Annotated in this window: 30 protein-coding genes; 29 read left to right on the top strand and 1 reads right to left on the bottom strand. The window is 43.6% G+C overall.

Annotated features, from left to right (window positions below):
- Positions 1-23: 23 nt before the first annotated feature.
- Positions 24-4,226 (top strand): DNA-directed RNA polymerase subunit beta', encoded by a 4,203-nt coding sequence (gene rpoC, locus VEHSUH05_RS03015; RefSeq protein WP_105090687.1) that lies wholly within the window; start codon positions 24-26, stop codon positions 4,224-4,226.
- A 246-nt stretch (positions 4,227-4,472) separates the two neighbouring features.
- On the opposite strand, the gene VEHSUH05_RS03010 is transcribed toward rpoC, so the two are convergent.
- Positions 4,473-6,494: a BCCT family transporter gene (locus tag VEHSUH05_RS03010; RefSeq protein WP_105090686.1), complete on the bottom strand. Its 2,022-nt coding sequence runs from the start codon at positions 6,492-6,494 to the stop codon at positions 4,473-4,475.
- Between the two features lie 355 nt (positions 6,495-6,849).
- Between VEHSUH05_RS03010 and VEHSUH05_RS03005 the strand changes: the two genes are divergently transcribed.
- From VEHSUH05_RS03005 to VEHSUH05_RS02870, 28 genes are all read left to right on the top strand, one after another.
- Complete coding sequence (locus tag VEHSUH05_RS03005; RefSeq protein WP_038116208.1) at positions 6,850-7,095, top strand: L7Ae/L30e/S12e/Gadd45 family ribosomal protein; 246 nt, start codon at positions 6,850-6,852, stop codon at positions 7,093-7,095.
- A 76-nt stretch (positions 7,096-7,171) separates the two neighbouring features.
- On the top strand, positions 7,172-7,546 hold the full coding sequence (rpsL, locus tag VEHSUH05_RS03000; RefSeq protein WP_038116209.1) for a 30S ribosomal protein S12: 375 nt from the start codon (positions 7,172-7,174) through the stop codon (positions 7,544-7,546).
- A gap of 51 nt (positions 7,547-7,597) precedes the next feature.
- Positions 7,598-8,068: a 30S ribosomal protein S7 gene (gene rpsG / locus VEHSUH05_RS02995; protein WP_004693556.1), complete on the top strand. Its 471-nt coding sequence runs from the start codon at positions 7,598-7,600 to the stop codon at positions 8,066-8,068.
- Between the two features lie 18 nt (positions 8,069-8,086).
- On the top strand, positions 8,087-10,162 hold the full coding sequence (gene fusA / locus VEHSUH05_RS02990; protein ID WP_038116211.1) for an elongation factor G: 2,076 nt from the start codon (positions 8,087-8,089) through the stop codon (positions 10,160-10,162).
- Positions 10,163-10,212: 50 nt separating this feature from the next.
- Positions 10,213-11,400 carry an elongation factor Tu gene (gene tuf, locus VEHSUH05_RS02985; protein ID WP_095066419.1) on the top strand — a complete coding sequence of 396 codons (1,188 nt, stop codon included), beginning with the start codon at positions 10,213-10,215 and terminating at the stop codon, positions 11,398-11,400.
- 181 nt (positions 11,401-11,581) lie between these two features.
- A complete protein-coding gene (rpsJ, locus tag VEHSUH05_RS02980; protein ID WP_004695100.1) occupies positions 11,582-11,893 on the top strand; it encodes a 30S ribosomal protein S10 in 312 nt (103 codons plus the stop codon).
- A 12-nt stretch (positions 11,894-11,905) separates the two neighbouring features.
- Positions 11,906-12,547, top strand: coding sequence for a 50S ribosomal protein L3 (gene rplC / locus VEHSUH05_RS02975; protein ID WP_038116111.1), 642 nt, complete (start codon positions 11,906-11,908; stop codon positions 12,545-12,547).
- A 26-nt stretch (positions 12,548-12,573) separates the two neighbouring features.
- Positions 12,574-13,197: a 50S ribosomal protein L4 gene (gene rplD / locus VEHSUH05_RS02970; protein ID WP_038116113.1), complete on the top strand. Its 624-nt coding sequence runs from the start codon at positions 12,574-12,576 to the stop codon at positions 13,195-13,197.
- On the top strand, positions 13,197-13,481 hold the full coding sequence (gene rplW, locus VEHSUH05_RS02965) for a 50S ribosomal protein L23 (protein WP_004695108.1): 285 nt from the start codon (positions 13,197-13,199) through the stop codon (positions 13,479-13,481). Before rplD ends, rplW begins: the two co-directional genes overlap by 1 nt.
- A 26-nt stretch (positions 13,482-13,507) precedes the next feature.
- Entirely contained in the window at positions 13,508-14,338 is an 831-nt protein-coding gene (gene rplB / locus VEHSUH05_RS02960) for a 50S ribosomal protein L2 (RefSeq protein ID WP_038116115.1), read from the top strand.
- A 23-nt stretch (positions 14,339-14,361) separates the two neighbouring features.
- Entirely contained in the window at positions 14,362-14,643 is a 282-nt protein-coding gene (gene rpsS / locus VEHSUH05_RS02955; protein WP_038116116.1) for a 30S ribosomal protein S19, read from the top strand.
- Positions 14,644-14,656: 13 nt separating this feature from the next.
- Positions 14,657-14,992 (top strand): 50S ribosomal protein L22, encoded by a 336-nt coding sequence (gene rplV / locus VEHSUH05_RS02950; RefSeq protein WP_038116117.1) that lies wholly within the window; start codon positions 14,657-14,659, stop codon positions 14,990-14,992.
- Between the two features lie 16 nt (positions 14,993-15,008).
- Positions 15,009-15,677, top strand: coding sequence for a 30S ribosomal protein S3 (gene rpsC / locus VEHSUH05_RS02945; RefSeq protein ID WP_105090685.1), 669 nt, complete (start codon positions 15,009-15,011; stop codon positions 15,675-15,677).
- A complete protein-coding gene (gene rplP, locus VEHSUH05_RS02940; protein WP_038116122.1) occupies positions 15,677-16,114 on the top strand; it encodes a 50S ribosomal protein L16 in 438 nt (145 codons plus the stop codon). The genes rpsC and rplP overlap by 1 nt, the downstream gene beginning before the upstream one ends.
- On the top strand, positions 16,104-16,307 hold the full coding sequence (gene rpmC, locus VEHSUH05_RS02935) for a 50S ribosomal protein L29 (protein WP_004695115.1): 204 nt from the start codon (positions 16,104-16,106) through the stop codon (positions 16,305-16,307). Before rplP ends, rpmC begins: the two co-directional genes overlap by 11 nt.
- Before the next feature lie 41 nt (positions 16,308-16,348).
- Entirely contained in the window at positions 16,349-16,609 is a 261-nt protein-coding gene (rpsQ, locus tag VEHSUH05_RS02930; RefSeq protein ID WP_004695116.1) for a 30S ribosomal protein S17, read from the top strand.
- Between the two features lie 24 nt (positions 16,610-16,633).
- Positions 16,634-17,002 (top strand): 50S ribosomal protein L14, encoded by a 369-nt coding sequence (gene rplN / locus VEHSUH05_RS02925; RefSeq protein WP_004695117.1) that lies wholly within the window; start codon positions 16,634-16,636, stop codon positions 17,000-17,002.
- Positions 17,003-17,020: 18 nt separating this feature from the next.
- On the top strand, positions 17,021-17,341 hold the full coding sequence (gene rplX / locus VEHSUH05_RS02920; protein ID WP_038116124.1) for a 50S ribosomal protein L24: 321 nt from the start codon (positions 17,021-17,023) through the stop codon (positions 17,339-17,341).
- A gap of 23 nt (positions 17,342-17,364) precedes the next feature.
- The gene (rplE, locus tag VEHSUH05_RS02915) at positions 17,365-17,904 is read left to right on the top strand and encodes a 50S ribosomal protein L5 (protein ID WP_038116127.1); all 540 of its coding nucleotides are present in this window, start codon (positions 17,365-17,367) and stop codon (positions 17,902-17,904) included.
- A 16-nt stretch (positions 17,905-17,920) separates the two neighbouring features.
- Positions 17,921-18,190: a 30S ribosomal protein S14 gene (gene rpsN / locus VEHSUH05_RS02910; protein WP_004695122.1), complete on the top strand. Its 270-nt coding sequence runs from the start codon at positions 17,921-17,923 to the stop codon at positions 18,188-18,190.
- 27 nt (positions 18,191-18,217) lie between these two features.
- Complete coding sequence (gene rpsH, locus VEHSUH05_RS02905; protein WP_038116130.1) at positions 18,218-18,604, top strand: 30S ribosomal protein S8; 387 nt, start codon at positions 18,218-18,220, stop codon at positions 18,602-18,604.
- Between the two features lie 24 nt (positions 18,605-18,628).
- Positions 18,629-19,174, top strand: a complete 546-nt coding sequence (gene rplF / locus VEHSUH05_RS02900; protein WP_038116133.1) for a 50S ribosomal protein L6 — start codon at positions 18,629-18,631, stop codon at positions 19,172-19,174.
- A 17-nt stretch (positions 19,175-19,191) separates the two neighbouring features.
- The gene (gene rplR, locus VEHSUH05_RS02895; protein WP_038116136.1) at positions 19,192-19,572 is read left to right on the top strand and encodes a 50S ribosomal protein L18; all 381 of its coding nucleotides are present in this window, start codon (positions 19,192-19,194) and stop codon (positions 19,570-19,572) included.
- A gap of 18 nt (positions 19,573-19,590) precedes the next feature.
- Positions 19,591-20,094 (top strand): 30S ribosomal protein S5, encoded by a 504-nt coding sequence (gene rpsE, locus VEHSUH05_RS02890; RefSeq protein WP_004695136.1) that lies wholly within the window; start codon positions 19,591-19,593, stop codon positions 20,092-20,094.
- A 14-nt stretch (positions 20,095-20,108) separates the two neighbouring features.
- Positions 20,109-20,288, top strand: coding sequence for a 50S ribosomal protein L30 (rpmD, locus tag VEHSUH05_RS02885; RefSeq protein ID WP_004695138.1), 180 nt, complete (start codon positions 20,109-20,111; stop codon positions 20,286-20,288).
- 22 nt (positions 20,289-20,310) lie between these two features.
- Positions 20,311-20,754: a 50S ribosomal protein L15 gene (gene rplO / locus VEHSUH05_RS02880; protein WP_054674630.1), complete on the top strand. Its 444-nt coding sequence runs from the start codon at positions 20,311-20,313 to the stop codon at positions 20,752-20,754.
- A gap of 1 nt (position 20,755) precedes the next feature.
- A complete protein-coding gene (gene secY / locus VEHSUH05_RS02875) occupies positions 20,756-22,018 on the top strand; it encodes a preprotein translocase subunit SecY (protein ID WP_038116141.1) in 1,263 nt (420 codons plus the stop codon).
- A 12-nt stretch (positions 22,019-22,030) separates the two neighbouring features.
- Entirely contained in the window at positions 22,031-22,594 is a 564-nt protein-coding gene (locus VEHSUH05_RS02870) for an adenylate kinase (protein ID WP_038116143.1), read from the top strand.
- The last annotated feature ends 3 nt before the right edge of the window (positions 22,595-22,597 follow it).

Raw genomic sequence — 22,597 nt, 5'->3', positions numbered from 1 at the left:
ATCTATAGAAGGGAGCGATAGTAGTGCTAGACGTAAATGAATTCGATTCCATGCGAATCGGCTTAGCCTCTCCGGAACAGATCTTGGCATGGTCTCATGGGGAAGTTAAGAAACCAGAAACAATTAACTACCGTACGTTAAAGCCGGAACGTGATGGCCTGTTCTGTGAACGCATTTTCGGACCTACAAAGGATTGGGAATGTCACTGCGGCAAATATAAACGTATCCGTCATAAAGGCGTAGTCTGCGATAAATGTGGTGTTGAAGTTACTCGTGCAAAAGTACGTCGTGAACGTATGGGTCATATTGAATTGGCCACTCCTGTATCTCACATCTGGTACTTTAAAGGTATCCCGTCCCGTATGGGTCTGATCCTTGATGTATCTCCACGTTCCTTGGAACGTGTATTATACTTTGCTTCTTATATCGTAGTAGATCCTGCCGGAACACCATTGGCGAAACGCCAATTGTTATCCGAGCAAGAATATCGTGAATATGAAGCTCAATTTAACGAAGACGGTTATACTATCGGTGGTAAATCCGTCGTTATCGAAACGGTGGCACAACGCAACGAACGTTTGGCCATCGTGCGTGAAGCACAACGCAAAGAACGCTATAATGCGGCGCTTCGCGATGATGCGACGATTCCGGAAGCCGATAAAGAATACGAGGAACTCACTCGTGAAGAACGTTATGAATTAGGCGCTTCCGAAGAAATTCTTTTCGCCTGCATCGATATGGGGGCTGAGGCGGTAAAAGCGCTTTTAGCTGAACTCGATTTAGAAGTATTGAATGCTGAATTGCGTGAAGAATTGAACACGGCCAGCGGTCAACGTAAAATTCGTGCGGTTCGCCGTTTAGAGGTTGTAGAAGCATTCCGCCAATCCGGTAACCGTCCTGAATGGATGATTATGGACGTGGTTCCTGTAATTCCACCTGAATTGCGCCCTATGGTTCAACTCGATGGCGGTCGTTTTGCCACATCTGACCTCAATGATTTATATCGCCGTGTCATCAATCGTAACAACCGTTTGAAACGATTGCTCGATTTGGGTGCACCTGATATCATCGTGCGCAATGAAAAACGTATGCTTCAGGAAGCGGTGGACGCGTTGATTGACAATGGTCGTCGCGGTCGTCCTGTTACGGGGCCCGGTAACCGTCCGTTGAAATCCTTGTCCGATATGCTCAAGGGTAAACAGGGCCGTTTCCGTCAGAACCTGCTCGGTAAACGTGTTGACTACTCCGGTCGTTCCGTTATCGTAGTAGGCCCTGAACTTAAAATGCATCAATGCGGCCTGCCTAAGGAAATGGCGTTGGAATTGTTCAAACCGTTCGTTATGAAACGTCTGGTTGAACGGGGGCAGGCATCCAATATCAAGGCTGCTAAACGCCAGGTTGAAAGAATCGGCCCCGGCGTGTGGGAATCCTTGGAAGAGGTTATCAAGGAACATCCTGTTCTCTTGAACCGCGCCCCTACATTGCACAGACTCGGTATCCAGGCTTTTGAACCGATTCTTTGGGAAGGCCGTGCTATCAAGTTACATCCGTTAGTATGTACAGCGTTCAATGCCGACTTTGATGGTGACCAAATGGCGTGTCACTTACCATTGTCCGTTGAAGCACAGGCGGAAGCACGTACATTGATGCTTTCCAGCCATAATATCTTGTCCACCAAAGACGGCAAACCGGTAGCAGTACCGTCTCAGGATATGATCTTGGGTACATACTACTTGACGGTTGTACGCGAAGATACTAAAGATAAGGCAAAAACATTTGCTACCTACGATGAAGTCATGCTTGCCTATGAATCTCATGTCATCGGTTTACAGGATATTCTTTATATACGCATGCCTGAACATGGTCGTGTGGAAACAACTGCAGGTCGTCTGATCTTCAATAATGCGTTATTCCCTGAATTATGGCAATATGAACAACGTGAAGACGGCACTTATTCCTTGGGTAAGGTTATGGATAAGAAAACCGTCGGCAAATTGGTTGATCAATGCTTCCAGTTGTTCGGTAACGAAAAAACGGCGGAATTATTGGACAGAATCAAGTCCTTGGGCTATTCTTTTGCACGTCGCGCCGGCATGACCGTAGCGATTGCGGATATCAAAGTACCGGATGTTAAGTTTGATTTACTTGATACGGCGGAACAAGAGGTAGAAAAAGTATCCCGCTTGTACCGTCGCGGTCTCATTACAGAGGAAGAACGATATCGTAAGACCATTCAGTTGTGGACCCAGGCGACAGAAGACGTTACCGATGCCATGATGGATAATATGGCGTGCGATAAAGACGGCTTTAACCCTGTATATATGATGGCTATCTCCGGTGCCCGCGGTAATAAACAACAGATTCGTCAGCTTGCCGGTATGCGCGGTTTGATGGCGGATCCATCCGGTCGTATCATCGATTTGCCGATTAAGGCTAACTTTAAAGAAGGCTTGACCGTATTGGATTACTTTACATCCTCTCACGGTGCGCGTAAAGGTTTGGCCGATACGGCGCTCCGTACAGCTGACTCCGGTTACTTGACCCGCCGTCTCGTCGACGTATCTCAGGACGTAATCGTTCGTGAGGATGATTGTGATGTGGTAGGTATCGATCTCGTTCGTGAACGCGCTCGTTTGGCTACATCTTCCCGTCAGGCGTTGGACTTGTTGAAAGACAAGCTTCTCGGCCGCGTGTTGGATAAAGATGTGGTTAATGCGGAAACAGGAGAACTTGTGGTACCTGCGGAAACCGTTCTTGATGAACAATGCTTGACGGATATCGCTGAATCCGGTGTTACATCGATTGCTTTGCGCGGTGTGCATTTAGGCTCCGACAGCGATATCAACCATACTAATCTGGTTCAAAAAATCATTCTTGGTGAAAGCGATGACAGTATCCGTGCAACATTGAAGGAAACTATGGTTCAGAATATGTTGAACAAGGACACTGTAAATGCAATCGTCGACAGCAACGGCGTGGAAATTTTCCCTGCCGATACACGCCTTACGGAAGAAGGCATCGAAGCCATTCTTAACTCCGATGTAAAAGAAGTACAGGTGCGCAACAATGAAATCCACGGTATCGAAGTGGAAGCTATCGTTGAAGGTACCGGTGTTATCGAACCGTTAAAAGACCGTATCGTAGGCCGCATTGCAGCCGAAGAATTGGCTAATAAGAAAACAGGAGAAGTTATCGTTCCTCTTAACGGTGAAATTACGGAAGCATTGGCTGATGAAGTAGTAAAACACTATGAAACTGTCAAGATCCGTTCCGTATTGACCTGCCGCAGCCCTTATGGCGTATGCCGCAAGTGTTACGGTCGCGATTTGGGTACAGGTAACCAGGTTCAAGTCGGTGAAGCCGTAGGTATCATTGCGGCACAATCCATCGGCGAACCGGGTACTCAGTTGACAATGCGTACATTCCATACAGGCGGTGTCGCAGGTGACGATATTACACAAGGTTTGCCACGTGTCGAAGAATTGTTCGAAGCACGTAAGCCGAAACGTAATGCCATCATCGCCGAAAACGAAGGGACTGTTCGCGTTGTGCCTAACGAAGGTAAAAAAGGCACCAATACAATCTTCATCACCGGTGAAGACGGTATCGAACTTGATTATCTCATTCCTTACGGTTCCCGTATTATCGTTAAAGACGGTGATGTGGTATCCTTAGGTGCTCGTTTGACAGAGGGTTCCATCAATCCTCATGACATCATGCGTGTCATGGGTACGGAAGCGACACAACGTTACCTCGTATACGAAGTACAGAAGGTATACAAATCCCAAGGTGTAGAAATTAACGATAAACATATCGAAGTTATCGTACGCCAAATGCTTCATAAAGTTAAAATTGAAACTGCCGGCGATGCGGATATGCTTCCGGGGGATATGGTCGACGTTAATACTTTTGACGAAGAAAACCGTCGCCTTACTCTCAACGGGCGTGAAAATGCTACGGGCAAACGCACGTTATTGGGGATTACGAAAGCCGCATTGGCTACGGATTCCTTCTTGTCCGCTGCGTCCTTCCAGGAAACGACACGTGTTCTTACCGACGCTGCCATCAAGGGTAAAATCGATCCATTGTTAGGCTTGAAAGAAAACGTAATTATAGGTAAATTGATTCCTGCCGGCACAGGTATGAGTCGTTACCGTAAGATTGAAGTTGTAAAAAATACACCTGAAATCATTGATATTACGGAAGAGGTTATGTCTGAAGAGTAATCGCTTCGGACCGGCCGTTAGGCCATATTAATTGTATAGACTTGTTGCATCGTTGATACTGTGCGACAGAATAAAAAGGGTGCACCCGCGAGGTGCACCCTTTTGTTATAGGCATATATTGATTTTAAGCTCTATGATTATAGGACTATATAATTATATGCCTGTATAAATTGGGAGCTATATGATATGTGTTAGTGTCATTTGGTGAATTTAAATGATACTTCGTTGATTGCTATTTTATAAAAACTACTCGGCAGCTTCCTCCGCGTCATGAGCCATGATGTCATAACCGACGTCATCCGATAAGGTTAGATATCGTTCATATTGTCGAATGATATCGGTAATGATATCCTCGCGTGTCATATACTGCGCATCATATCCGGCGCGACCGTCACTGAAATATGTCATGGGAATTGCATTTGTGCTTTCCGTAATGTGAGGAATATTGGGATCGTCGATGAGATGATCCGATACCTCCTGTGTAACGAGCTTGATACCGTAGGTAAAGTTACGCATCGATTCCTTTTCGATGGTCAACTCCACGGAGGCATCGTTACCGTTGAATTGTTTGTCAATTCGCGTGGTTAATCCGTATTCCTCGGTTAACTCTTTATTAAGCTGGCACATGGCGGGCAATACGGTCGTTTTCATAAAGGAAATAACATCTTCCGACTGCGTTTGATTGAGTATTTTAGCGAGCCCCTGTTTCCAGTTTTTGCTGTCCCAATAGATGGATGTGGTTGAAAGTTTCGTGTTAAAGTATTGATTATCCGTCAATAATCCCTGCCATAAGCTGTAGCACATGATGACCATCAAAGCTGCAAACGGTAAGGCTAGAATGAGTGTTACCGACTGGAGTACGTTGAGTCCGCCGATGCTGAGCAAGCTGATTGCGAGGAATGCCATCACGGCACCCCACATCGGACATTGCCATTTCGGTGATGGCGTGCCTTTGTCATAAGCGGCGATATTATTTAATACATAAATTCCCGAGTCGGCAGATGTGATGAAAAATAATGCCAATACGATAATCGATAGGAGACTGGTCAAACCGGATAATGGTAAATACTCGAGAAATGCGAAGAGCAGCTGTTCCGGTTTATCGGTTAATGCACCGAGTGCGCCGTTTGCCACGCTTTCATCAATATAAATGGCGGTATTGCCGAAGATGGTGAACCAGACGATGGTGAATACGGTGGGAATGATGAGAACGCCGAAGATGAATTCTCGAATTGTGCGACCTCTTGAGATTCGCGCGATGAACATGCCGACGAATGGCGCCCAAGATAACCACCATGCCCAAAACAGTATGGTCCAGCTGAAAAACCATGGGCGGTTTTCCGGCGTGTAGATAGATGTATAGAAGCTTTGTCCCAGAATATGTGACAGATAATAGCCGAAGTTTTCCACCATGGAGTTTAGTAGAAGCAATGTGGGACCGGCACAGAGAACAAAGAGCATTAAGACTAATGCAACGGATATATTGACTTCGCTTAGCAGTTTGACGCCCTTATCGATACCTGTAACGGCTGATAAAACGGCGATGGACATAATGACGATGATGATGACCGTTTGTGCGGGAAAGTCGTTAGCGGAAATGACGTCAATATATAGAAAGCCCGCACCTAATTGGGCGGCACCGAATCCTAACGTGGTCACAATCCCTAATAGAGTTACGCAAAGTGCGATAATATCGATGATATGCCCTCGTGAACCGTTGATCTTATCTTTCCACAACGGATAGAAGCATGAGCGTAGCGCTAGGGGCAGTTTATAACGGAAACCGAAATATGCTAGTGCTAAAGCCATGATGCCGTATACAGTCCATGCGTTGATGCCCCAGTGGAAAATGGAGCGGAATAGAGCCTCCTTGGCGCTCGGTGCACCGTCGACGAGACCTATGGCGGAGTGATAATGCGAGAGCGGTTCAGCGGTACCGAAGAACATGAGACCTACACCGGTACCGGCCGCAAATAGCATGGCGAGCCAAGCTGTATAAGAGAATTCAGCTTCCTCGTCGTCGCTGCCGAGTTTAATATCGCCCAACGAACTGAGTGCTAGAAATATGCTGAAGATAAAGAAGAGACTGATTGCTAAAATGTAAAACCAGCTGAAATCTTCAAATATGATATCTCGAACCCCTTGGAGGATCGTTTGAGATATTTGCGGAATCAGAAGGGCGCATAAGCTCAGCCCTAAAACGATAGACAAGCTGCCTATGATTACAGGTGGATTGAAGTTTGAATAACGTTTGATGAGTTGGATCATATAATCTCCTTTCTATAATAATCTATAATTACAAATATTTGTTCTATATAAATTTATATCATACTAAAATGGTGTTTATATTAATTTTGCATAATTGGTAAAAGAAAAAATAATAGCGCATGTATAGAATGAGTAAATATTCGCCAAAATAATCAAATGTGAATAAAAATTCTTGCTGTGTTTATAAAATGAAGAAGTGTGAAACACACGGATGAGTGTGCATATAAAATGCAGATAAATAGCGGTGTAAGACGTTGAAAATCGTTTGACATGGTCTTGCGTAATTGATATACTTACATAGTGCTCTGGGCATGGTATGCCTAATCAGCATAATTTCGTAAGGAGAATTAGTACAATGGACATTGCCCATTTGAAGTCGGTGAACAAAACAATCGGTGCCAAGCAAACGTTGAAACAAATTGCTAAAGGTACTGTGAAGTACGTGTTCCTGGGCTGTGATAGTGATGAACGTGTGGTACAGCCTTTACGGACTGCTTGTGAAGAACAGGGAATACCTGTGAATGACGAGCACACCATGGATGATCTCGGACGTGCGTGTCGCATCAAGGTGCGCGCTACGGCGGTGGGAATCCTGCGTTGATCTCGGTAATATCCGATGTAACACTTTGTTATGGCGGATCAATTATAAATCTCAAATTTGGAAAGGAGGTGCCCAAATGCCAACAATTAATCAGCTAGTACGCAAAGGTCGCGAAAGCATGACTAAAAAGTCTGATGCTCCAGCACTTCAAGAAAGCCCACAAAAACGTGGTGTATGTACTCGTGTGTACACAGCTACTCCAAAGAAACCAAACTCCGCGCTTCGTAAAGTTGCCCGTGTACGTTTGACAAACGCTATTGAAGTAACTGCTTACATTCCAGGCATTGGTCACAATTTACAAGAACACAGTGTTGTACTTATCAGAGGCGGTCGTGTTAAAGACCTTCCAGGTGTGCGTTATCACATTGTTCGTGGTGCATTGGATACAGCTGGCGTACAAAACCGTATGCAAAGTCGTTCCAAATACGGCGCGAAAAAAGCTAAAAAATAATTTTAGCCATTAAACAAAATTAACACACATCTAATAAAGGAGGAATTGAACATGCCAAGAAAAGGCCCTGTTCCGAAACGTGATGTACTTCCAGATCCGGTGTACAACAGCAAATTAGTTACACGTTTCATCAACAAAGTTATGTACGATGGCAAAAAAGGCATTGCTGAAACTATCGTATATGATGCATTTGAAATTATTCGTTCCAAAATGGGTCAGGACCCAATGGAAGTTTTTGATCAAGCATTGAAAAATGTTATGCCTGTGCTTGAAGTGCGCGCTCGCCGTATCGGTGGTGCTAACTATCAGGTACCAGTTGAAGTTCGCGCTGATCGCCGTCAAACCCTGGGTATTCGTTGGGTTGTAAACTACGCTCGTCTTCGTGGTGAACGCACTATGAAAGAACGCTTGGCAGGCGAATTGATGGACGCTTTCAACAATGCAGGCGCTGCAATCAAGAAAAAAGAAGATACTCATAAAATGGCAGAAGCTAATAAAGCATTTGCTCATTATCGTTGGTAATAAGAGGAGTTGACAACTGTGGCAAGAGAGTTTTCCTTAGCAAAAACTCGTAATATCGGTATCATGGCTCACATCGATGCCGGTAAAACAACTACTACAGAACGTATCCTCTACTATACAGGTATCGTTCACAAGATCGGCGAAGTACACGAAGGTGCTGCTACGATGGACTGGATGGAGCAAGAGCAAGAACGTGGTATCACAATCACTTCTGCTGCAACAACTTGTCAATGGAAAGAACATCGTATTAACATCATCGATACTCCTGGTCACGTTGACTTTACTGTAGAAGTAGAACGTTCTCTACGTGTTCTTGACGGCTCCGTAGCGGTGTTCAGTGCCAAAGGTGGCGTTGAACCTCAATCCGAAACTGTATGGCGTCAAGCGTCTAACTACGGTGTACCTCGTATTGCTTATGTAAATAAGATGGATACGATCGGTGCTGACTTCTTTAACGTAGTTGACATGATGAAAACCCGTTTGGGTGCAAATTCCGTAGCGATTCAAGTGCCGATCGGCGCCGAAGATACTTTCCAAGGCATCATCGATTTGATGACTATGAAAGCGGAAATTTACAAATCCGATGACGGTAAAGAATTTGAAATCACTGATATCCCGGCTGAATATCAAGAAGTGGCGGAAGCTCGTCGCGAAATGATGATCGATGCTATCGCTGAAACTGATGACGATATCATGATGAAATATTTGGAAGGCGAAGAAATCTCCATAGAAGAATTGAAAGCAGCGATGCGTAAAGCCGTTATCGCTAACCAATTGTTCCCGGTTCTTTGCGGTTCTTCCTACAAAAATAAAGGTGTGCAAATGTTGTTGGACGCTGTCATCGATTACATGCCTGCTCCAATCGATATTCCACCTATTAAGGGTGTTGTTCCTGGTACTGAAGAAGAAACAACTCGTCCTTCTTCCGATGAAGAGCCATTCTCCGCATTGGCATTCAAAATCATGGCTGACCCTTATGTTGGTAAATTAGCGTTCTTCCGTGTGTACTCCGGTACATTGGAATCCGGTTCTTACGTTTTCAACTCCACTAAAGGTAAGAAAGAACGTATTGGCCGCATTCTTCAAATGCACGCTAACTCCCGTAAAGAAATCGAACGCGTATATTCCGGTGATATCGCTGCGGCGGTCGGCTTGAAGGATACCACTACAGGCGACACATTGTGTGATGAAAAAGCTCCTGTAATCCTTGAATCCATGGAATTCCCGGAACCGGTTATCTCCGTTGCCGTTGAACCTAAAACAAAAGCTGACCAAGAAAAAATGGGTACGGCTCTTGCTCGTTTGGCGGAAGAAGATCCTACTTTCAAAGTTCGCACCGATGAAGAAACAGGTCAAACAATTATTTCCGGTATGGGTGAGCTTCACTTGGATATCATCGTTGACCGTATGCATCGTGAATTCAAAGTAGACTGTAACGTAGGTAAACCTCAAGTTGCGTACCGCGAAACTATCCGCAAGTCTGTTAAGGCTGAAGGTAAGTTCGTACGCCAGTCCGGTGGTCGTGGTCAATATGGTCACTGCTGGTTGGAATTGATTCCTCAAGAACCGGGCGCTGGCTTTGAATTTGAAAACAAGGTCGTAGGTGGTGCGATTCCTCGTGAATACATCGGACCTGTTGAAAACGGTGTTAAAGAAGCTATGGAAACCGGTGTTATCGCCGGATATCCAATGGTTGACATCAAAGTTATCGTATTCGACGGCTCTTACCATGACGTTGACTCCAACGAAATGGCCTTCAAAATCGCCGGTTCTATGGGCTTTAAAGAAGGTGCTCGCAAAGCGGACCCTGCATTGCTTGAACCGTACATGGCCGTAGAAGTAGACGTTCCTGAAGAATATATGGGCGACGTAATCGGTGACTTGAACTCCCGTCGTGGTCGTATGGACGGCATGGAAGCTCGCAATGGTAACCAACATATCAAAGCATATGTTCCGTTGAGTGAAATGTTCGGTTACGCAACTGATCTTCGTTCCAAAACGCAAGGTCGCGGTAACTACTCCATGACATTCGATCATTATGAAGAAGTTCCTAAGAAAATTGCTGAAGAAATTCAAGCAAAGAAAAATGGTTAATCTCACATTTGATTAATAGAATTACTATTTTCCTCGGAGGATAATTTAAAATGGCTAAAGAAAAATTTGAACGTACGAAACCGCATGTTAATATCGGTACAATCGGTCACGTTGACCATGGTAAAACTACTTTGACTGCTGCAATCACTAAAGTATTGGCTGAAAAAGGCCAAGCTGACTTCCAGGATTACAGCATGATCGATAAAGCTCCTGAAGAACGTGAACGCGGTATCACAATCAACACTGCACACGTTGAGTATGAAACTGAAAATCGTCACTATGCACACGTTGACTGCCCGGGCCATGCTGACTATGTTAAAAACATGATCACCGGCGCGGCGCAAATGGACGGCGCTATCTTGGTTGTATCCGCAGCTGACGGCCCTATGCCTCAAACTCGCGAACACATCTTGTTGGCTCGTCAGGTTGGCGTTCCTGCAATCGTAGTATTCTTGAACAAAGCCGATATGGTTGATGACGAAGAATTGATCGAATTGGTTGAAATGGAAGTTCGTGAACTTCTTTCTTCCTACGAATTCCCTGGCGACGAAGTACCTATTATCGTAGGTTCCGCATTGAAAGCTTTGGAAGGCGACGCTCAATATGTAGCAAAAATCGACGAATTGATGGCGGCTGTAGACTCCTACATCCCAACTCCAGTTCGTGATACTGATAAACCTTTCTTGATGCCTGTGGAAGACGTTTTCACAATCACCGGTCGTGGTACAGTAGCAACTGGCCGTGTTGAACGTGGTGAAGTGAACGTTGGTGACACTGTAGAAGTAGTAGGCTTGAAAGAAAAAGCTGAACAATATGTTGTTACAGGTCTTGAAATGTTCCGTAAAACATTGGATTCCGCAGTAGCAGGTGACAATGTGGGCGCATTGCTTCGCGGTGTTGACCGTAAAGACATCGAACGTGGTCAAGTATTGGCTAAACCGGGTTCCATCAACCCACACACTAAATTCAAAGCAGAAGTATACGTTTTGACTAAAGAAGAAGGTGGTCGTCATACGCCATTCTTCTCCAACTACCGTCCACAATTCTACTTCCGTACAACAGACGTAACAGGTGTTGTAAACCTTCCTGAAGGTGTAGAAATGTGTATGCCTGGCGATAACGTAACAATGGAAATCGAATTGATCACTCCAATCGCTATCGAAGAAGGTCTTCGTTTCGCGATCCGCGAAGGTGGCCACACAGTAGGTGCCGGTGTAGTAACACAAATCGAAGGTTAATATACCTTTTATGCTCATCGCAGTAATGCGCTGAGTACAATACTTGCAGCACATAAGAGCGGCAGATACTGCCGCTCTAGTGTTGTGTTTTTAAACTATGAAGTAGAAGGTTGCCTCTGCGGGGGAGAATTTCTATGGAGCAGTTCATTCATGAAATGGACGACAGGAGGAATTATTAATAATGGCTAAACAGCAAAAAATCCGTATTCGCCTTAAGGCATACGACCACAAAGCTCTCGATCAAAGCGCTGCTAAGATCGTAGACACTGCAAAAAGAAATGGCGCTATGGTTTCTGGTCCGATTCCATTGCCAACAGAAAAGAATATCTTCACGATTCTTCGTTCAGTACATGTAAACAAAGACTCCCGTGAACAATTCGAAATGCGTACACATAAACGCTTGATCGATATTCTTGAACCAAATTCGAAAACAGTAGATGCTATCACTCGTTTAGATTTACCGGCTGGTGTATCTATTGAAATAAAACTATAAGGAGGTGCGATAATGTCTAAAGCTATTTTGGGTAAAAAATTAGGAATGACACAAGTCTTCACAGCTGAAGGCCGTTTAGTTCCTGTAACAGTAGTGGAAACTACCCCAAGCGTTGTAGTGCGCGTAAAGACTGTTGAAACAGACGGCTACGAAGCAGTACAAATTGGTTACGGTTCCATTAAAGAAAAACATTTAACAAAACCTGTAAAAGGTCAGTTCGACAAAGCTGGCGTAGATCCAGTGAAATACCTTCGCGAAGTTCGCGTTGACAATGCGGCTGACTACACAGTAGGCCAAACTCTGGCAGCTGATATCTTCGCAGAAGGTGAATTGGTGGACGTAGTGGGTACAGGTAAAGGTAAAGGGTTTGCTGGCACGATTAAACGCCATAATTTCTCCCGTGGTCCTGAAACTCACGGTTCCAAATCTCACCGTGAACCTGGTTCCATCGGTCCTATGATCTCCGGTGGCGGCGGTAAGGTATACAAAGGTAAAAAACTCCCTGGACAAATGGGTGGTTACAGAGTTACCGTACAACGCTTATCCGTTGTGAAAGTTGATGCTGAACGTAACCTTTTATTGGTTAAAGGTGGTATCCCAGGCGCTAAAGGTAGCTTGGTTATGGTTCAGAGCACGGTTAAACCTGTTAAATAATCATTTGTCGAAAGGAGGATTATGTAATGCCTACAGTAGCAACATATAATCAATCCGGCGTTAAAGTCGGTGAAATACAGTTAAACGATGCAGTATTCGGCGTTGAAGTAAACGAAGCCGTTATGCATCAAGCCGTAGTTCGTCAATTGTCTAACGAACGTCTCGGCACACATGCAACAAAAACTAGAGGTATGGTTCGCGGCGGCGGTCGCAAACCTTGGAAACAAAAAGGTACCGGTCGTGCACGTGCAGGCTCCAGCCGTTCCCCAATCTGGATCGGTGGCGGTACTACATTTGGTCCTCAACCTCGCAGCTATTATAAAGCTATGCCTCGTAAGGCTAGACGTTTGGCAGTTAAATCTGCTCTTAGCGATAAAGTGAATAATAGCGAATTATACGTTTTGGAAGAAATCACATTAGCAGCTCCTAAAACTAAAGAAGTGTTGAACATTCTTAACAGCTTCAACGTTGGTGATGCAAAAGTATTGTTCATCACTGAAGGTGATGTAAATGTTGAACGTTCCGCTCGTAATATCCAAGGTGTTAAAGCATTGGCTTGCGAAGGTATGAACATTTTCGATCTTCTTCATTACGATAAGCTCTTCATTACTAAAGGCGCTGTCGAAAAAATCGAGGAGGTGCTCGGATAATGCAATTACATGATGTACTAATCCGCCCGGTTATTACCGAAAAATCCACTATGCTTATGGAAGAAGGCAAATACACTTTCCGTGTGCCTTTAACTGCAAATAAAGTGCAAATCCGTCAAGCAGTTGAAAAAATCTTCAATGTAAAAGTAGAGAAAGTAGCTACTATTCGCGTTTTAGGCAAAACTAAACGCATGGGTCGTACACAAGGTAAACGTAGCGATTACAAAAAAGCTATCGTAACCTTAAAAGCTGGCGAATCCATTGAATTCTTTGAAGGTGTCTAAGAGTCTAGTTGTAAGGAGGCCCACTAATGGCAATTAAATCATTTAAACCGTACTCCGCTGGTCGCCGGTTTATGACAGTATCCGCCTTCGACGAAATCACAGCAAGCAAACCGGAAAAATCCTTGCTCACTAAGATTTCTCAAAAAGGTGGTCGTAACAATACTGGTAAAATGACGGTTCGTCACCAAGGTGGCGGTCATAAACGTCAATACCGTATCATTGACTTCAAACGTACTAAAGATAATATTCCGGCTAAGGTAGCTACAATCGAGTATGATCCTAACCGTTCTTCTCGCATTGCTTTGCTTAACTATGCTGATGGTGAAAAACGTTATATTTTAGCGCCAAACGGCTTAAAAGTTGGTGACGTTGTATTCTCCGGCCCTGATTCCGATATTAAACCTGGTAACTGCTTACCATTGATGAATATCCCAGACGGTACTCAAATTCACAATATCGAATTGAAAATCGGTAAAGGCGGTCAAATCGTTCGTTCCGCTGGTACATCCGCTCAGTTGATGGGTAAGGATAATGGCTATGCTATCCTTCGTTTGCCATCCGGCGAAATGCGCCGCGTACGTCAAGAATGCCGTGCGACAATCGGTGTTGTTGGTAACGCTGACCACAGCAACCTTGTAATCGGTAAAGCTGGTCGTCATCGTTGGATGGGCGTTCGTCCTGGTAACCGCGGTGTTGTAATGAACCCTTGTGACCATCCACATGGTGGTGGTGAAGGTAAATCTCCTGTTGGTCGTAAACATCCTGTTACACCTTGGGGCAAACCAGCACATGGTGTTAAAACTCGCGACAAGAAAAAAGCTTCTAACAGCTTGATCATTAAACGTCGTACAAAATAGGATAAAGGAAAGGAGATAAAATAGTGTCCAGATCTATTAAAAAAGGCCCTTTCGTAGCAGATCATTTGCTTAAGAAAGTTGATGCTTTAAACGAAACTAACGAAAAGAAAGTTGTAAAAACCTGGTCCCGTGCCTCTACTATTATCCCTAGTTTTGTAGGCCACACAATTGCTGTGCATGATGGTCGCAAACACGTACCTGTATTCATTACAGAAGATATGGTAGGTCATAAATTAGGTGAGTTCGCCCCTACACGTACTTATAGAGGTCATGGTAAGGACGAAAAATCTACAGGCAAAAAATAGGAGGAAATAATACATGGAAGCAAAAGCAATCGCTAGACATATCCGAATCGCGCCTCGTAAAATCCGTATCGTAGCAGATTTAGTGCGCGGTAAAAACATCGGCGAAGCATTTGCCATCTTGAAGTTTACTCCGAAAGTTGGCGCCGATGTAGTAGAAAAAGTAATGCGTTCTGCTGTAGCAAATGCAGAACACAATTTCGATATGAATGTTGACAATCTTTACGTATCCGAGATCTTCGTTGATCAAGGCCCTACATTAAAACGCATTCATCCTCGTTCCCGTGGTCAAGCTTTCAAAATCTTGAAACGCACTAGCCACGTAACAGTAGTAGTTAAAGAAAGAGCTTAAGAAGGAGGGAATCAGAGTGGGTCAAAAAGTTAATCCACACGGTTTGCGTGTCGGTATCGTAAAAGATTGGGACGCAAAATGGTATGCAGATAAAGATTTCGCTGCTAATCTTCATGAAGACGTAAAAATTCGTAACTTCTTGAAAGAAACCCTTTTCATTGCTGGTATTTCCCGCATTGAAATCGAGCGTACAAATAAACGTATTAAATTGACTATCCACACTGCAAAACCAGGTATGGTTATCGGTCGTGGTGGTGCTGGTATCGAAGATATCAAAAAAGCAATGACTCGTTTCACTGATAAACAAGTGGACGTTAACATCGCTGAAATTAAACAGGCAGACATGGATTCGACATTAGTTGCTGAAAACATTGCCGGCCAATTGGAACGCCGTATTGGTTTCCGCCGCGCAATGAAACAAGCTGTTGGTCGTACGATGCGCTTGGGTGCAAAAGGTATTAAGATCATGGTAAGCGGTCGTCTTGGTGGCGCTGAAATCGCTCGTAGCGAATCCTACCGTGAAGGTTCTATCCCATTGCATACATTGCGTGCAGACATCGACTATGGTACTGCTGAAGCTCATACAACATACGGTTGTATCGGCGTTAAAGTATGGATTTACAAAGGTGAAGTTTTGCCTGAGGCGAAACAAACGCCTGCTAAGAAGGAAGAAGGTGGCAAGTAATGCTTATTCCAAAGCGCGTAAAACATCGTAAGCAATTCCGCGGCCGTATGAAAGGTCGTGCTATGCGCGGTAATACAGTGTCTCATGGTGAGTTCGGCTTGGTAGCATGCGAACCATCTTGGATTACAAACCGTCAAATCGAAGCTGCCCGTATTGCTATGACTCGTTATATCAAACGTGGCGGTAATGTATGGATTAAAATTTTCCCTGACAAACCAATCACAGCTAAACCTGCAGGTACTCGTATGGGTTCCGGTAAAGGTTCGCCTGAATACTGGGTAGCAGTGGTTAAACCAGGTCGTGTAATGTTTGAAATGGACGGTGTGCCTGAGGCTGTAGCTCGTGAAGCTATGCGTCTTGCAAGCCATAAACTTCCAATCAAATGCAAATTTGTTGTTAAGGGTAAAGAATTGGGTGGTGACGTAAATGAAGGTTAATGACATTCGCAATATGAGCGCTGCCGAAATGGAACAAAAAGTTTCCGGTCTTAAGGAAGAGTTATTTAACCTCCGTTTTCAGCTTGCAACAGGTCAATTAGAAAATCCTATGCGCATTCGTGAAGTTAAGAAGACAATCGCTCGTATTAAAACTGTACAACGTGAAGTTGAACTTAAATCTGAAAACGCATAATAACACAGATTTGTTAAAGTTTGAAAAGGAGGCTTAAAATCGTGGCAGAAGAAAGAAACGTACGTAAAGTCCGCGTAGGTAAAGTTGTTAGCGACAAAATGGACAAAACTGTTGTTGTTGCTGTTGAACGTAAAGTACCTCACGCATTATATAATAAGCCAATGGTTAGCACAAAACGCTTCAAAGCTCATGATGAAAACAATGAGTGTCAAATTGGCGATACAGTTAAAATTGTAGAAACTCGTCCACTTTCTAAAGATAAATGTTGGAGAGTTGTTGAAATTCTTGAAAGACAAAAATAAGAGTGATGTAAGGAGGAATAGACGATGATCCAGCAACAAACAATTTTGAATGTTGCCGACAACACTGGTGCTAAACGTATTATGTGCATCCAAGTCATGGGCGGTTCTTATCGCAAATTCGGCAATATCGGTGACGTAATCGTTGCTTCTGTAAAAGATGCATCACCCGGTGGCGTTGTCAAGAAAGGCGACGTAGTCAAAGCTGTTATTGTTCGTTCTAAAAAAGGTATCCGCCGTCAAGACGGTTCCTATATCCGTTTTGATGAAAACGCAGCAGTAGTTATTAAAGATGACAAGACCCCTCGTGGTACTCGTATCTTTGGACCGGTAGCGAGAGAACTTCGTGAAAAAGACTTCATGAAAATCGTTTCTTTGGCTCCGGAAGTATTATAAGAAGGAGGAACGCAGCATATGGCTAAATTACAAATCAAAAAAGGCGATACCGTTGTTGTTATCTCCGGTAAAGATAAAGGTAAGCAAGGTAAAGTAATCGCTACTGAACCTAAAAAAGAACGCGTATTTGTTGAAGGCGTTAATACTGTAAAACGTCACACAAAACCTTCTCAAGCTAACCCACAAGGCGGCATCGTTACTAAAGAAGCTGGTATCCATGTTTCCAACGTAATGATCGTTGATCCAGAAACTAAAACAGCTACTCGTATCAAAAAAGTAGAAGGTAAAGACGGTAAATTCGTTCGCGCTACTGTTAAATCCGGTACAGTACTTAAATAATCAGGAAAGGAGGAGCTACATAAATGTCTCGTTTGTTTGAACAATACAACTCTGAAATCAAAAAGAGTATGCAAGAAAAATTCAGTTACGGCAACGTAATGGAAATTCCTAAATTGGAAAAAATCGTTATCAACATGGGCGTAGGTGATGCAGTAGGCAATGCAAAAGCATTGGAAGCGGCTGTTCATGATTTGACTATCATTGCAGGTCAAAAACCTGTAATCACAAAAGCTAAAAAATCCATTGCGAACTTTAAAGTTCGTGAAGGCATGGCGTTGGGTACAAAAGTTACTCTTCGTGGCGAACGCATGTATGAATTCCTTGATAAATTGATCAATGCGGCATTACCTCGTGTACGTGACTTCCGCGGTATCAGCGCTACTGCATTTGATGGCCGTGGTAACTACGCTTTGGGTCTTAAAGAACAGCTCATCTTCCCTGAAATCGAATATGATCAGGTAGAACGCGTTACTGGTATGGATATCATTATCGTAACAAGTGCTAATACAGATGAAGAAGCTCGTGAATTGTTGACTCAATTCGGTATGCCTTTTGAAAAATAATAGGAGGAACATATAGATGGCTAAAAAATCTATGATTGAACGCGAAAAGAAACGCGCTAAAATCGTTGAAAAATATGCAGCTAAACGTGAAGCGTTAAAAGCAGCAGGTGATTATGAAGGCTTATCCAAATTACCGGCTAATGCATCCCCGACACGCTTGCACAATCGTTGCAACTTAACTGGTCGTCCTCACGGCTATATGCGTAAATTCGGTATCAGCCGTATTGCGTTCCGTGAATTGGCGTATAAAGGACAAATTCCTGGTGTTAAAAAAGCCAGCTGGTAATATTAGACGAGAGGAGGTTTTTAGATTATGGTAATGACCGATCCTATCGCGGATATGCTTACGCGCATCCGTAATGCAAATGCTGCACTTCATGAAACGGTAAACATTCCGGCATCTAGAATGAAAGCAGCTGTTCTTGAGATCCTTTTACAAGAAGGTTTCGTAAAGAACGTAGAAAAAGAAGAAAACACTTTAAAAGTAACTTTGAAATATGGTTCCAATAGCGAAAAAGTTATTACAGGAATTAAACGTATTTCCAAACCTGGTTTACGTGTTTACGCGAAAAAGGAAGAACTTCCTCGTGTACTTGGTGGTTTGGGTATTGCAGTTATTTCTACATCTAAAGGCGTTATGAGCGACAAGCAAGCTCGTAAAGAAGGTCTTGGTGGCGAAGTAATCGCATACGTTTGGTAATAGTAACAAGAGGAGGTAGAAATAATGTCACGTATCGGTAGAATGCCTATCGAGATTCCTGCAGGCGTTACTGTTACATATGATAATCATCATATGCATGTAAAAGGTCCTAAAGGCGAATTATCTCGCGATTTGCATCCAGATATGAATATCACTGTAGAAGGTAACACAATTACAGTAGCTCGTCCTTCCGAAGACAAAGCTCATCGTTCCCTTCACGGTTTGACTCGCGCTCTTGTTGCTAATATGGTAACAGGCGTAACTGAAGGATTCACTAAAACGCTTGAAATCAACGGTGTTGGTTACAGAGCGGCTAAACAAGGCAATAAATTAGCTCTTACACTTGGCTTCTCTCATCCGGTAGAAATGGAAGCTCCAGCTGGTATTACAATTGATGTTCCGGCTCCTAACAAAATCGTTGTGTCTGGTGCAGACAAAGAAGTTGTTGGTGCAGTAGCAGCTGATATCCGTAAATGGAGAAAACCTGAACCTTACAAAGGCAAAGGTATCCGCTATGAAGGCGAAGTTGTTCGTCGCAAAGCTGGTAAAGCTGGTGCAAAAGGTAAATAGTAATATCATCTATATAAATGAAAGGAGTGAATATCTTGCCTCGTAAATCTAATAGAAACATCGCACGAGCAAAACGTCATCTTCGTATTCGCCGTCACATTTCCGGTACGGCAGCTTGCCCACGTTTGAACGTATTCCGTTCTTTAGGCAATATCTATGCTCAAGTTATCGATGACGTAGCAGGTACAACTTTGGTGGCTGCTAGCTCTTTAGATAAAGATTTGAACTTGTCCTATGGTGGTAACATAGCCGCTGCTAAAGCTGTCGGTGAAGCAGTTGCTAAAAAAGCTATCGCTAAAGGCATTGACACAGTAGTGTTTGATCGTGGTGGTTATATTTACCACGGCCGCGTAGCAGCACTTGCAGAAGGTGCTCGTGAAGCAGGCTTAAAATTCTAAGAAGGAGGAACTATAGACATGGCGAGAATTGACTACACCAGTCTTGATCTTAAAGAAAGAGTAGTATTCATCAACCGCGTAGCCAAAGTAGTTAAAGGTGGTCGTCGTTTTTCCTTCAGCGCACTTGTAGTTGTTGGTGATGGCAACGGTTATGTAGGCGTTGGCTTAGGTAAAGCAGCGGAAGTACCTGAAGCGATTCGTAAAGGTATCGATGATGCTAAGAAAAATATTGTAAATGTAGCGATTAAAAATGGTACAATCCCTCACAGCGTAACAGGCGTATTCGGCGCAGGCCGCGTATTCTTGAAACCGGCTGCTGAAGGTACCGGCGTTATCGCCGGCGGTCCTGTTCGTGCCGTATTGGAATTGGTTGGTGTTCGTAACATCTTGACTAAATCCTTGGGTTCTTCTAACCCTAATAATATGGTTCGCGCTACAATCGAAGGTTTGAAAGATTTGAAACGCGCTAGCGAAGTTGCTGAACTTCGTGGTAAAACCGTTGAAGAAATCTATAACGCGTAATAAGGAGACAAGAAATGGCACAAGTTAAAGTAACATTAACAAGAAGCTTAATCGGTCGTCCTGAAGATCAACGCGCGACAGTTAAAGCTTTGGGCTTGAAGAAAACTAATTCTCAAGTCGTTAAAGAAGTAACACCTCAAATCGAAGGTATGCTTCACAAAGTTAGACATTTAGTAAAAGTTGAAGAAGTTTAATACTGATAAGGAGGTGCACTGAATGAAACTTCATGAATTACAACCGGCTGCCGGTTCTAAAAAAACTAGAACTCGTGTAGGTCGTGGTCTTGGCTCCGGTTTGGGTAAAACTTCCGGCCGTGGTCAAAAAGGTCAAAACTCCCGTAGCGGCGGTGGCGTTCGCTCCGGTTTTGAAGGTGGCCAAATGCCTCTTTATCGTCGTTTGCCAAAACGCGGTTTCAACAACGTATTTGCTAAAGAATATGCTGAAGTTAACGTAGCACAATTAAATCGCTTTGAAGATGGTGCAACAGTTGATCCTGTAGCACTTATTGAAGCCGGTATTTTGAAAAATGTACGCGACGGTATCCGTATTTTAGGTAACGGTACATTGGAAGTAAAAAACTTGACTGTTATCGCTAACGGCTTCACTAAATCTGCTGAAGGAAAAATTACAGCAGCAGGCGGAAAAGTAGAGGTGATCTAGGGTGCTAGATAGCCTCTCGAACATCTTTAAGATTACCGAATTACGTAATAAGATTTTATACACATTGATGATGTTTGCTGTATTCAGAGCAGGCATTCATATTCCTGTGCCAGGTGTAGATGCATCTGTTATCGAATCCTTGTTTACATCCGGTAACCTATTCGGTCTATTAGACTTGTTTGCTGGTGGTGCGCTAAGTAAGTTCTCTATCTTTGCAATGAGTATTACTCCTTACATTAATGCTTCCATCATCATGCAACTGCTTCAAGCTGTAGTTCCTCAGTTTGAGGCGTGGAGTAAAGATGGTGAAGAGGGTCGTAAGAAAATAGCGAAGGTAACTCGTTATGGCACCGTAGTCCTTGGCTTTGTACAAGCCTCCGGCATGGCATTTGCCCTCAAGGCAAATAACGCTTTGGTAAATAATGATTTCCTTAGTGTATTCGTTGTGGCCATCATCCTTACAGCAGGCACATGCTTGTTGATGTGGATCGGTGAACAAATCACAGCATATGGTGTAGGTAATGGTATTTCCCTGATTATCTTTGCCGGTATCGTCGCACGTTTACCGGATGGACTTCAAACCATTTACCAATACATCGAAACGGGAACAATTAATATGTTCCAAGCATTTTTATTTGCTGTAATTGCATTGGCGATGATCGCTATCGTTGTCGCAGTTACACAAGGCCAACGTCGTATTCCGATTCAATACGCTAAACGCGTGGTAGGTCGTAAAATGTACGGTGGTCACTCTACATTCTTGCCGTTGAAAGTCAATCAGGCAGGTGTAATTCCCATTATCTTTGCGTCATCTGTGTTGATGTTCCCTGTAACACTTGCGCAATTTATCGACAATGATATGGTTCATAAATTTGCGGATTACTTCACATGGGGAACGCCGTTACAAACGGCATTGTATGCAATATTGATCTTCATATTTACTTACTTCTATACTGCGATCTCTATCAACATTACAGATATGGCAGATAATATGAAAAAATACGGTGGTTTTATCCCAGGTATTCGTGCGGGTAAACCAACTGCTGATTATGTGGATAACGTGATGACCAAGATCACTTTGGCAGGCGCTGTATTCCTAGCTGTCGTTGCTATCGTACCGAATTTCCTCGGTACTATAACAGGCGTCCAGGGCGTATACTTTGGTGGTACGGCTCTTCTCATCGTTGTAGGTGTAGCACTTGATACAATGCAACAAATTGAGTCGCTCATGGTAACACGCCACTACAAGGGCTTTGTTAAATAGGAGGGAAACAATATGTATATTCTATTAATGGGACCTCCGGGTGCCGGTAAAGGTACTCAGGCGGCTCGACTTATTGAAAAATACGGTATTCCCCAAATTTCAACAGGTGATATGTTCCGCGCTGCGATTAAGAACGAAACACCTCTTGGAGTTGAGGCTAAAAAATACATCGACGCCGGTCAGTTGGTGCCTGACAGTGTAACTGTCGGTATCGTGCGTGATCGATTGGTTAAAGATGACTGCAAATCTGGATTTATTCTTGATGGATTCCCAAGAACTACGGCACAGGCTGTATCCTTGGATGCAATCCTTAAAGAATTAGGAATTGCTCTTGATGCGGTGCTTAACTTGAACGTTCCTTCCGAGGAATTGGTTAAACGTATCAGTGAACGGGCTGTTCTTGAAAATCGTGCTGATGATAACCCTGAAACAGTACAGAAACGTCTAGCTGTGTACGAAGAATCTACAAAACCGTTAATTGATTACTATCGCAATAGCGGATTATATCAAGAAATCGACGGTTTACAAGATGTAGACGCAGTATTTGCCGACATCATTAAGGCTTTGGAGAAATAATCC

This window comes from Veillonella denticariosi JCM 15641, assembly GCF_002959855.1.
GTDB lineage: Bacteria > Bacillota > Negativicutes > Veillonellales > Veillonellaceae > Veillonella > Veillonella denticariosi.
The sequence above is the reverse complement of the archived record's forward strand: the minus strand, read 5'-3'. Positions and strand labels throughout refer to the sequence as shown.

Coding starts and splice junctions, on each gene's coding strand:
- rplV (WP_038116117.1), top strand. CDS start 14,657: ATGGAAGCAAAAGCAATCGCTAGACATATCCGAATCGCGCCTCGTAAA.
- rpsH (WP_038116130.1), top strand. CDS start 18,218: ATGGTAATGACCGATCCTATCGCGGATATGCTTACGCGCATCCGTAAT.
- rpsJ (WP_004695100.1), top strand. CDS start 11,582: ATGGCTAAACAGCAAAAAATCCGTATTCGCCTTAAGGCATACGACCAC.
- VEHSUH05_RS02870 (WP_038116143.1), top strand. CDS start 22,031: ATGTATATTCTATTAATGGGACCTCCGGGTGCCGGTAAAGGTACTCAG.
- rplF (WP_038116133.1), top strand. CDS start 18,629: ATGTCACGTATCGGTAGAATGCCTATCGAGATTCCTGCAGGCGTTACT.
- rpsG (WP_004693556.1), top strand. CDS start 7,598: ATGCCAAGAAAAGGCCCTGTTCCGAAACGTGATGTACTTCCAGATCCG.
- rplR (WP_038116136.1), top strand. CDS start 19,192: ATGAAAGGAGTGAATATCTTGCCTCGTAAATCTAATAGAAACATCGCA.
- tuf (WP_095066419.1), top strand. CDS start 10,213: ATGGCTAAAGAAAAATTTGAACGTACGAAACCGCATGTTAATATCGGT.
- rpmC (WP_004695115.1), top strand. CDS start 16,104: ATGAAGGTTAATGACATTCGCAATATGAGCGCTGCCGAAATGGAACAA.
- rpsN (WP_004695122.1), top strand. CDS start 17,921: ATGGCTAAAAAATCTATGATTGAACGCGAAAAGAAACGCGCTAAAATC.
- rplP (WP_038116122.1), top strand. CDS start 15,677: ATGCTTATTCCAAAGCGCGTAAAACATCGTAAGCAATTCCGCGGCCGT.
- rplW (WP_004695108.1), top strand. CDS start 13,197: ATGCAATTACATGATGTACTAATCCGCCCGGTTATTACCGAAAAATCC.
- VEHSUH05_RS03005 (WP_038116208.1), top strand. CDS start 6,850: ATGGACATTGCCCATTTGAAGTCGGTGAACAAAACAATCGGTGCCAAG.
- VEHSUH05_RS03010 (WP_105090686.1), bottom strand. CDS start 6,494: ATGATCCAACTCATCAAACGTTATTCAAACTTCAATCCACCTGTAATC.
- rplE (WP_038116127.1), top strand. CDS start 17,365: ATGTCTCGTTTGTTTGAACAATACAACTCTGAAATCAAAAAGAGTATG.
- rpsE (WP_004695136.1), top strand. CDS start 19,591: ATGGCGAGAATTGACTACACCAGTCTTGATCTTAAAGAAAGAGTAGTA.
- rplN (WP_004695117.1), top strand. CDS start 16,634: ATGATCCAGCAACAAACAATTTTGAATGTTGCCGACAACACTGGTGCT.
- rplO (WP_054674630.1), top strand. CDS start 20,311: ATGAAACTTCATGAATTACAACCGGCTGCCGGTTCTAAAAAAACTAGA.
- rplD (WP_038116113.1), top strand. CDS start 12,574: ATGCCTACAGTAGCAACATATAATCAATCCGGCGTTAAAGTCGGTGAA.
- rpsL (WP_038116209.1), top strand. CDS start 7,172: ATGCCAACAATTAATCAGCTAGTACGCAAAGGTCGCGAAAGCATGACT.
- rplC (WP_038116111.1), top strand. CDS start 11,906: ATGTCTAAAGCTATTTTGGGTAAAAAATTAGGAATGACACAAGTCTTC.
- rpmD (WP_004695138.1), top strand. CDS start 20,109: ATGGCACAAGTTAAAGTAACATTAACAAGAAGCTTAATCGGTCGTCCT.
- rplB (WP_038116115.1), top strand. CDS start 13,508: ATGGCAATTAAATCATTTAAACCGTACTCCGCTGGTCGCCGGTTTATG.
- rplX (WP_038116124.1), top strand. CDS start 17,021: ATGGCTAAATTACAAATCAAAAAAGGCGATACCGTTGTTGTTATCTCC.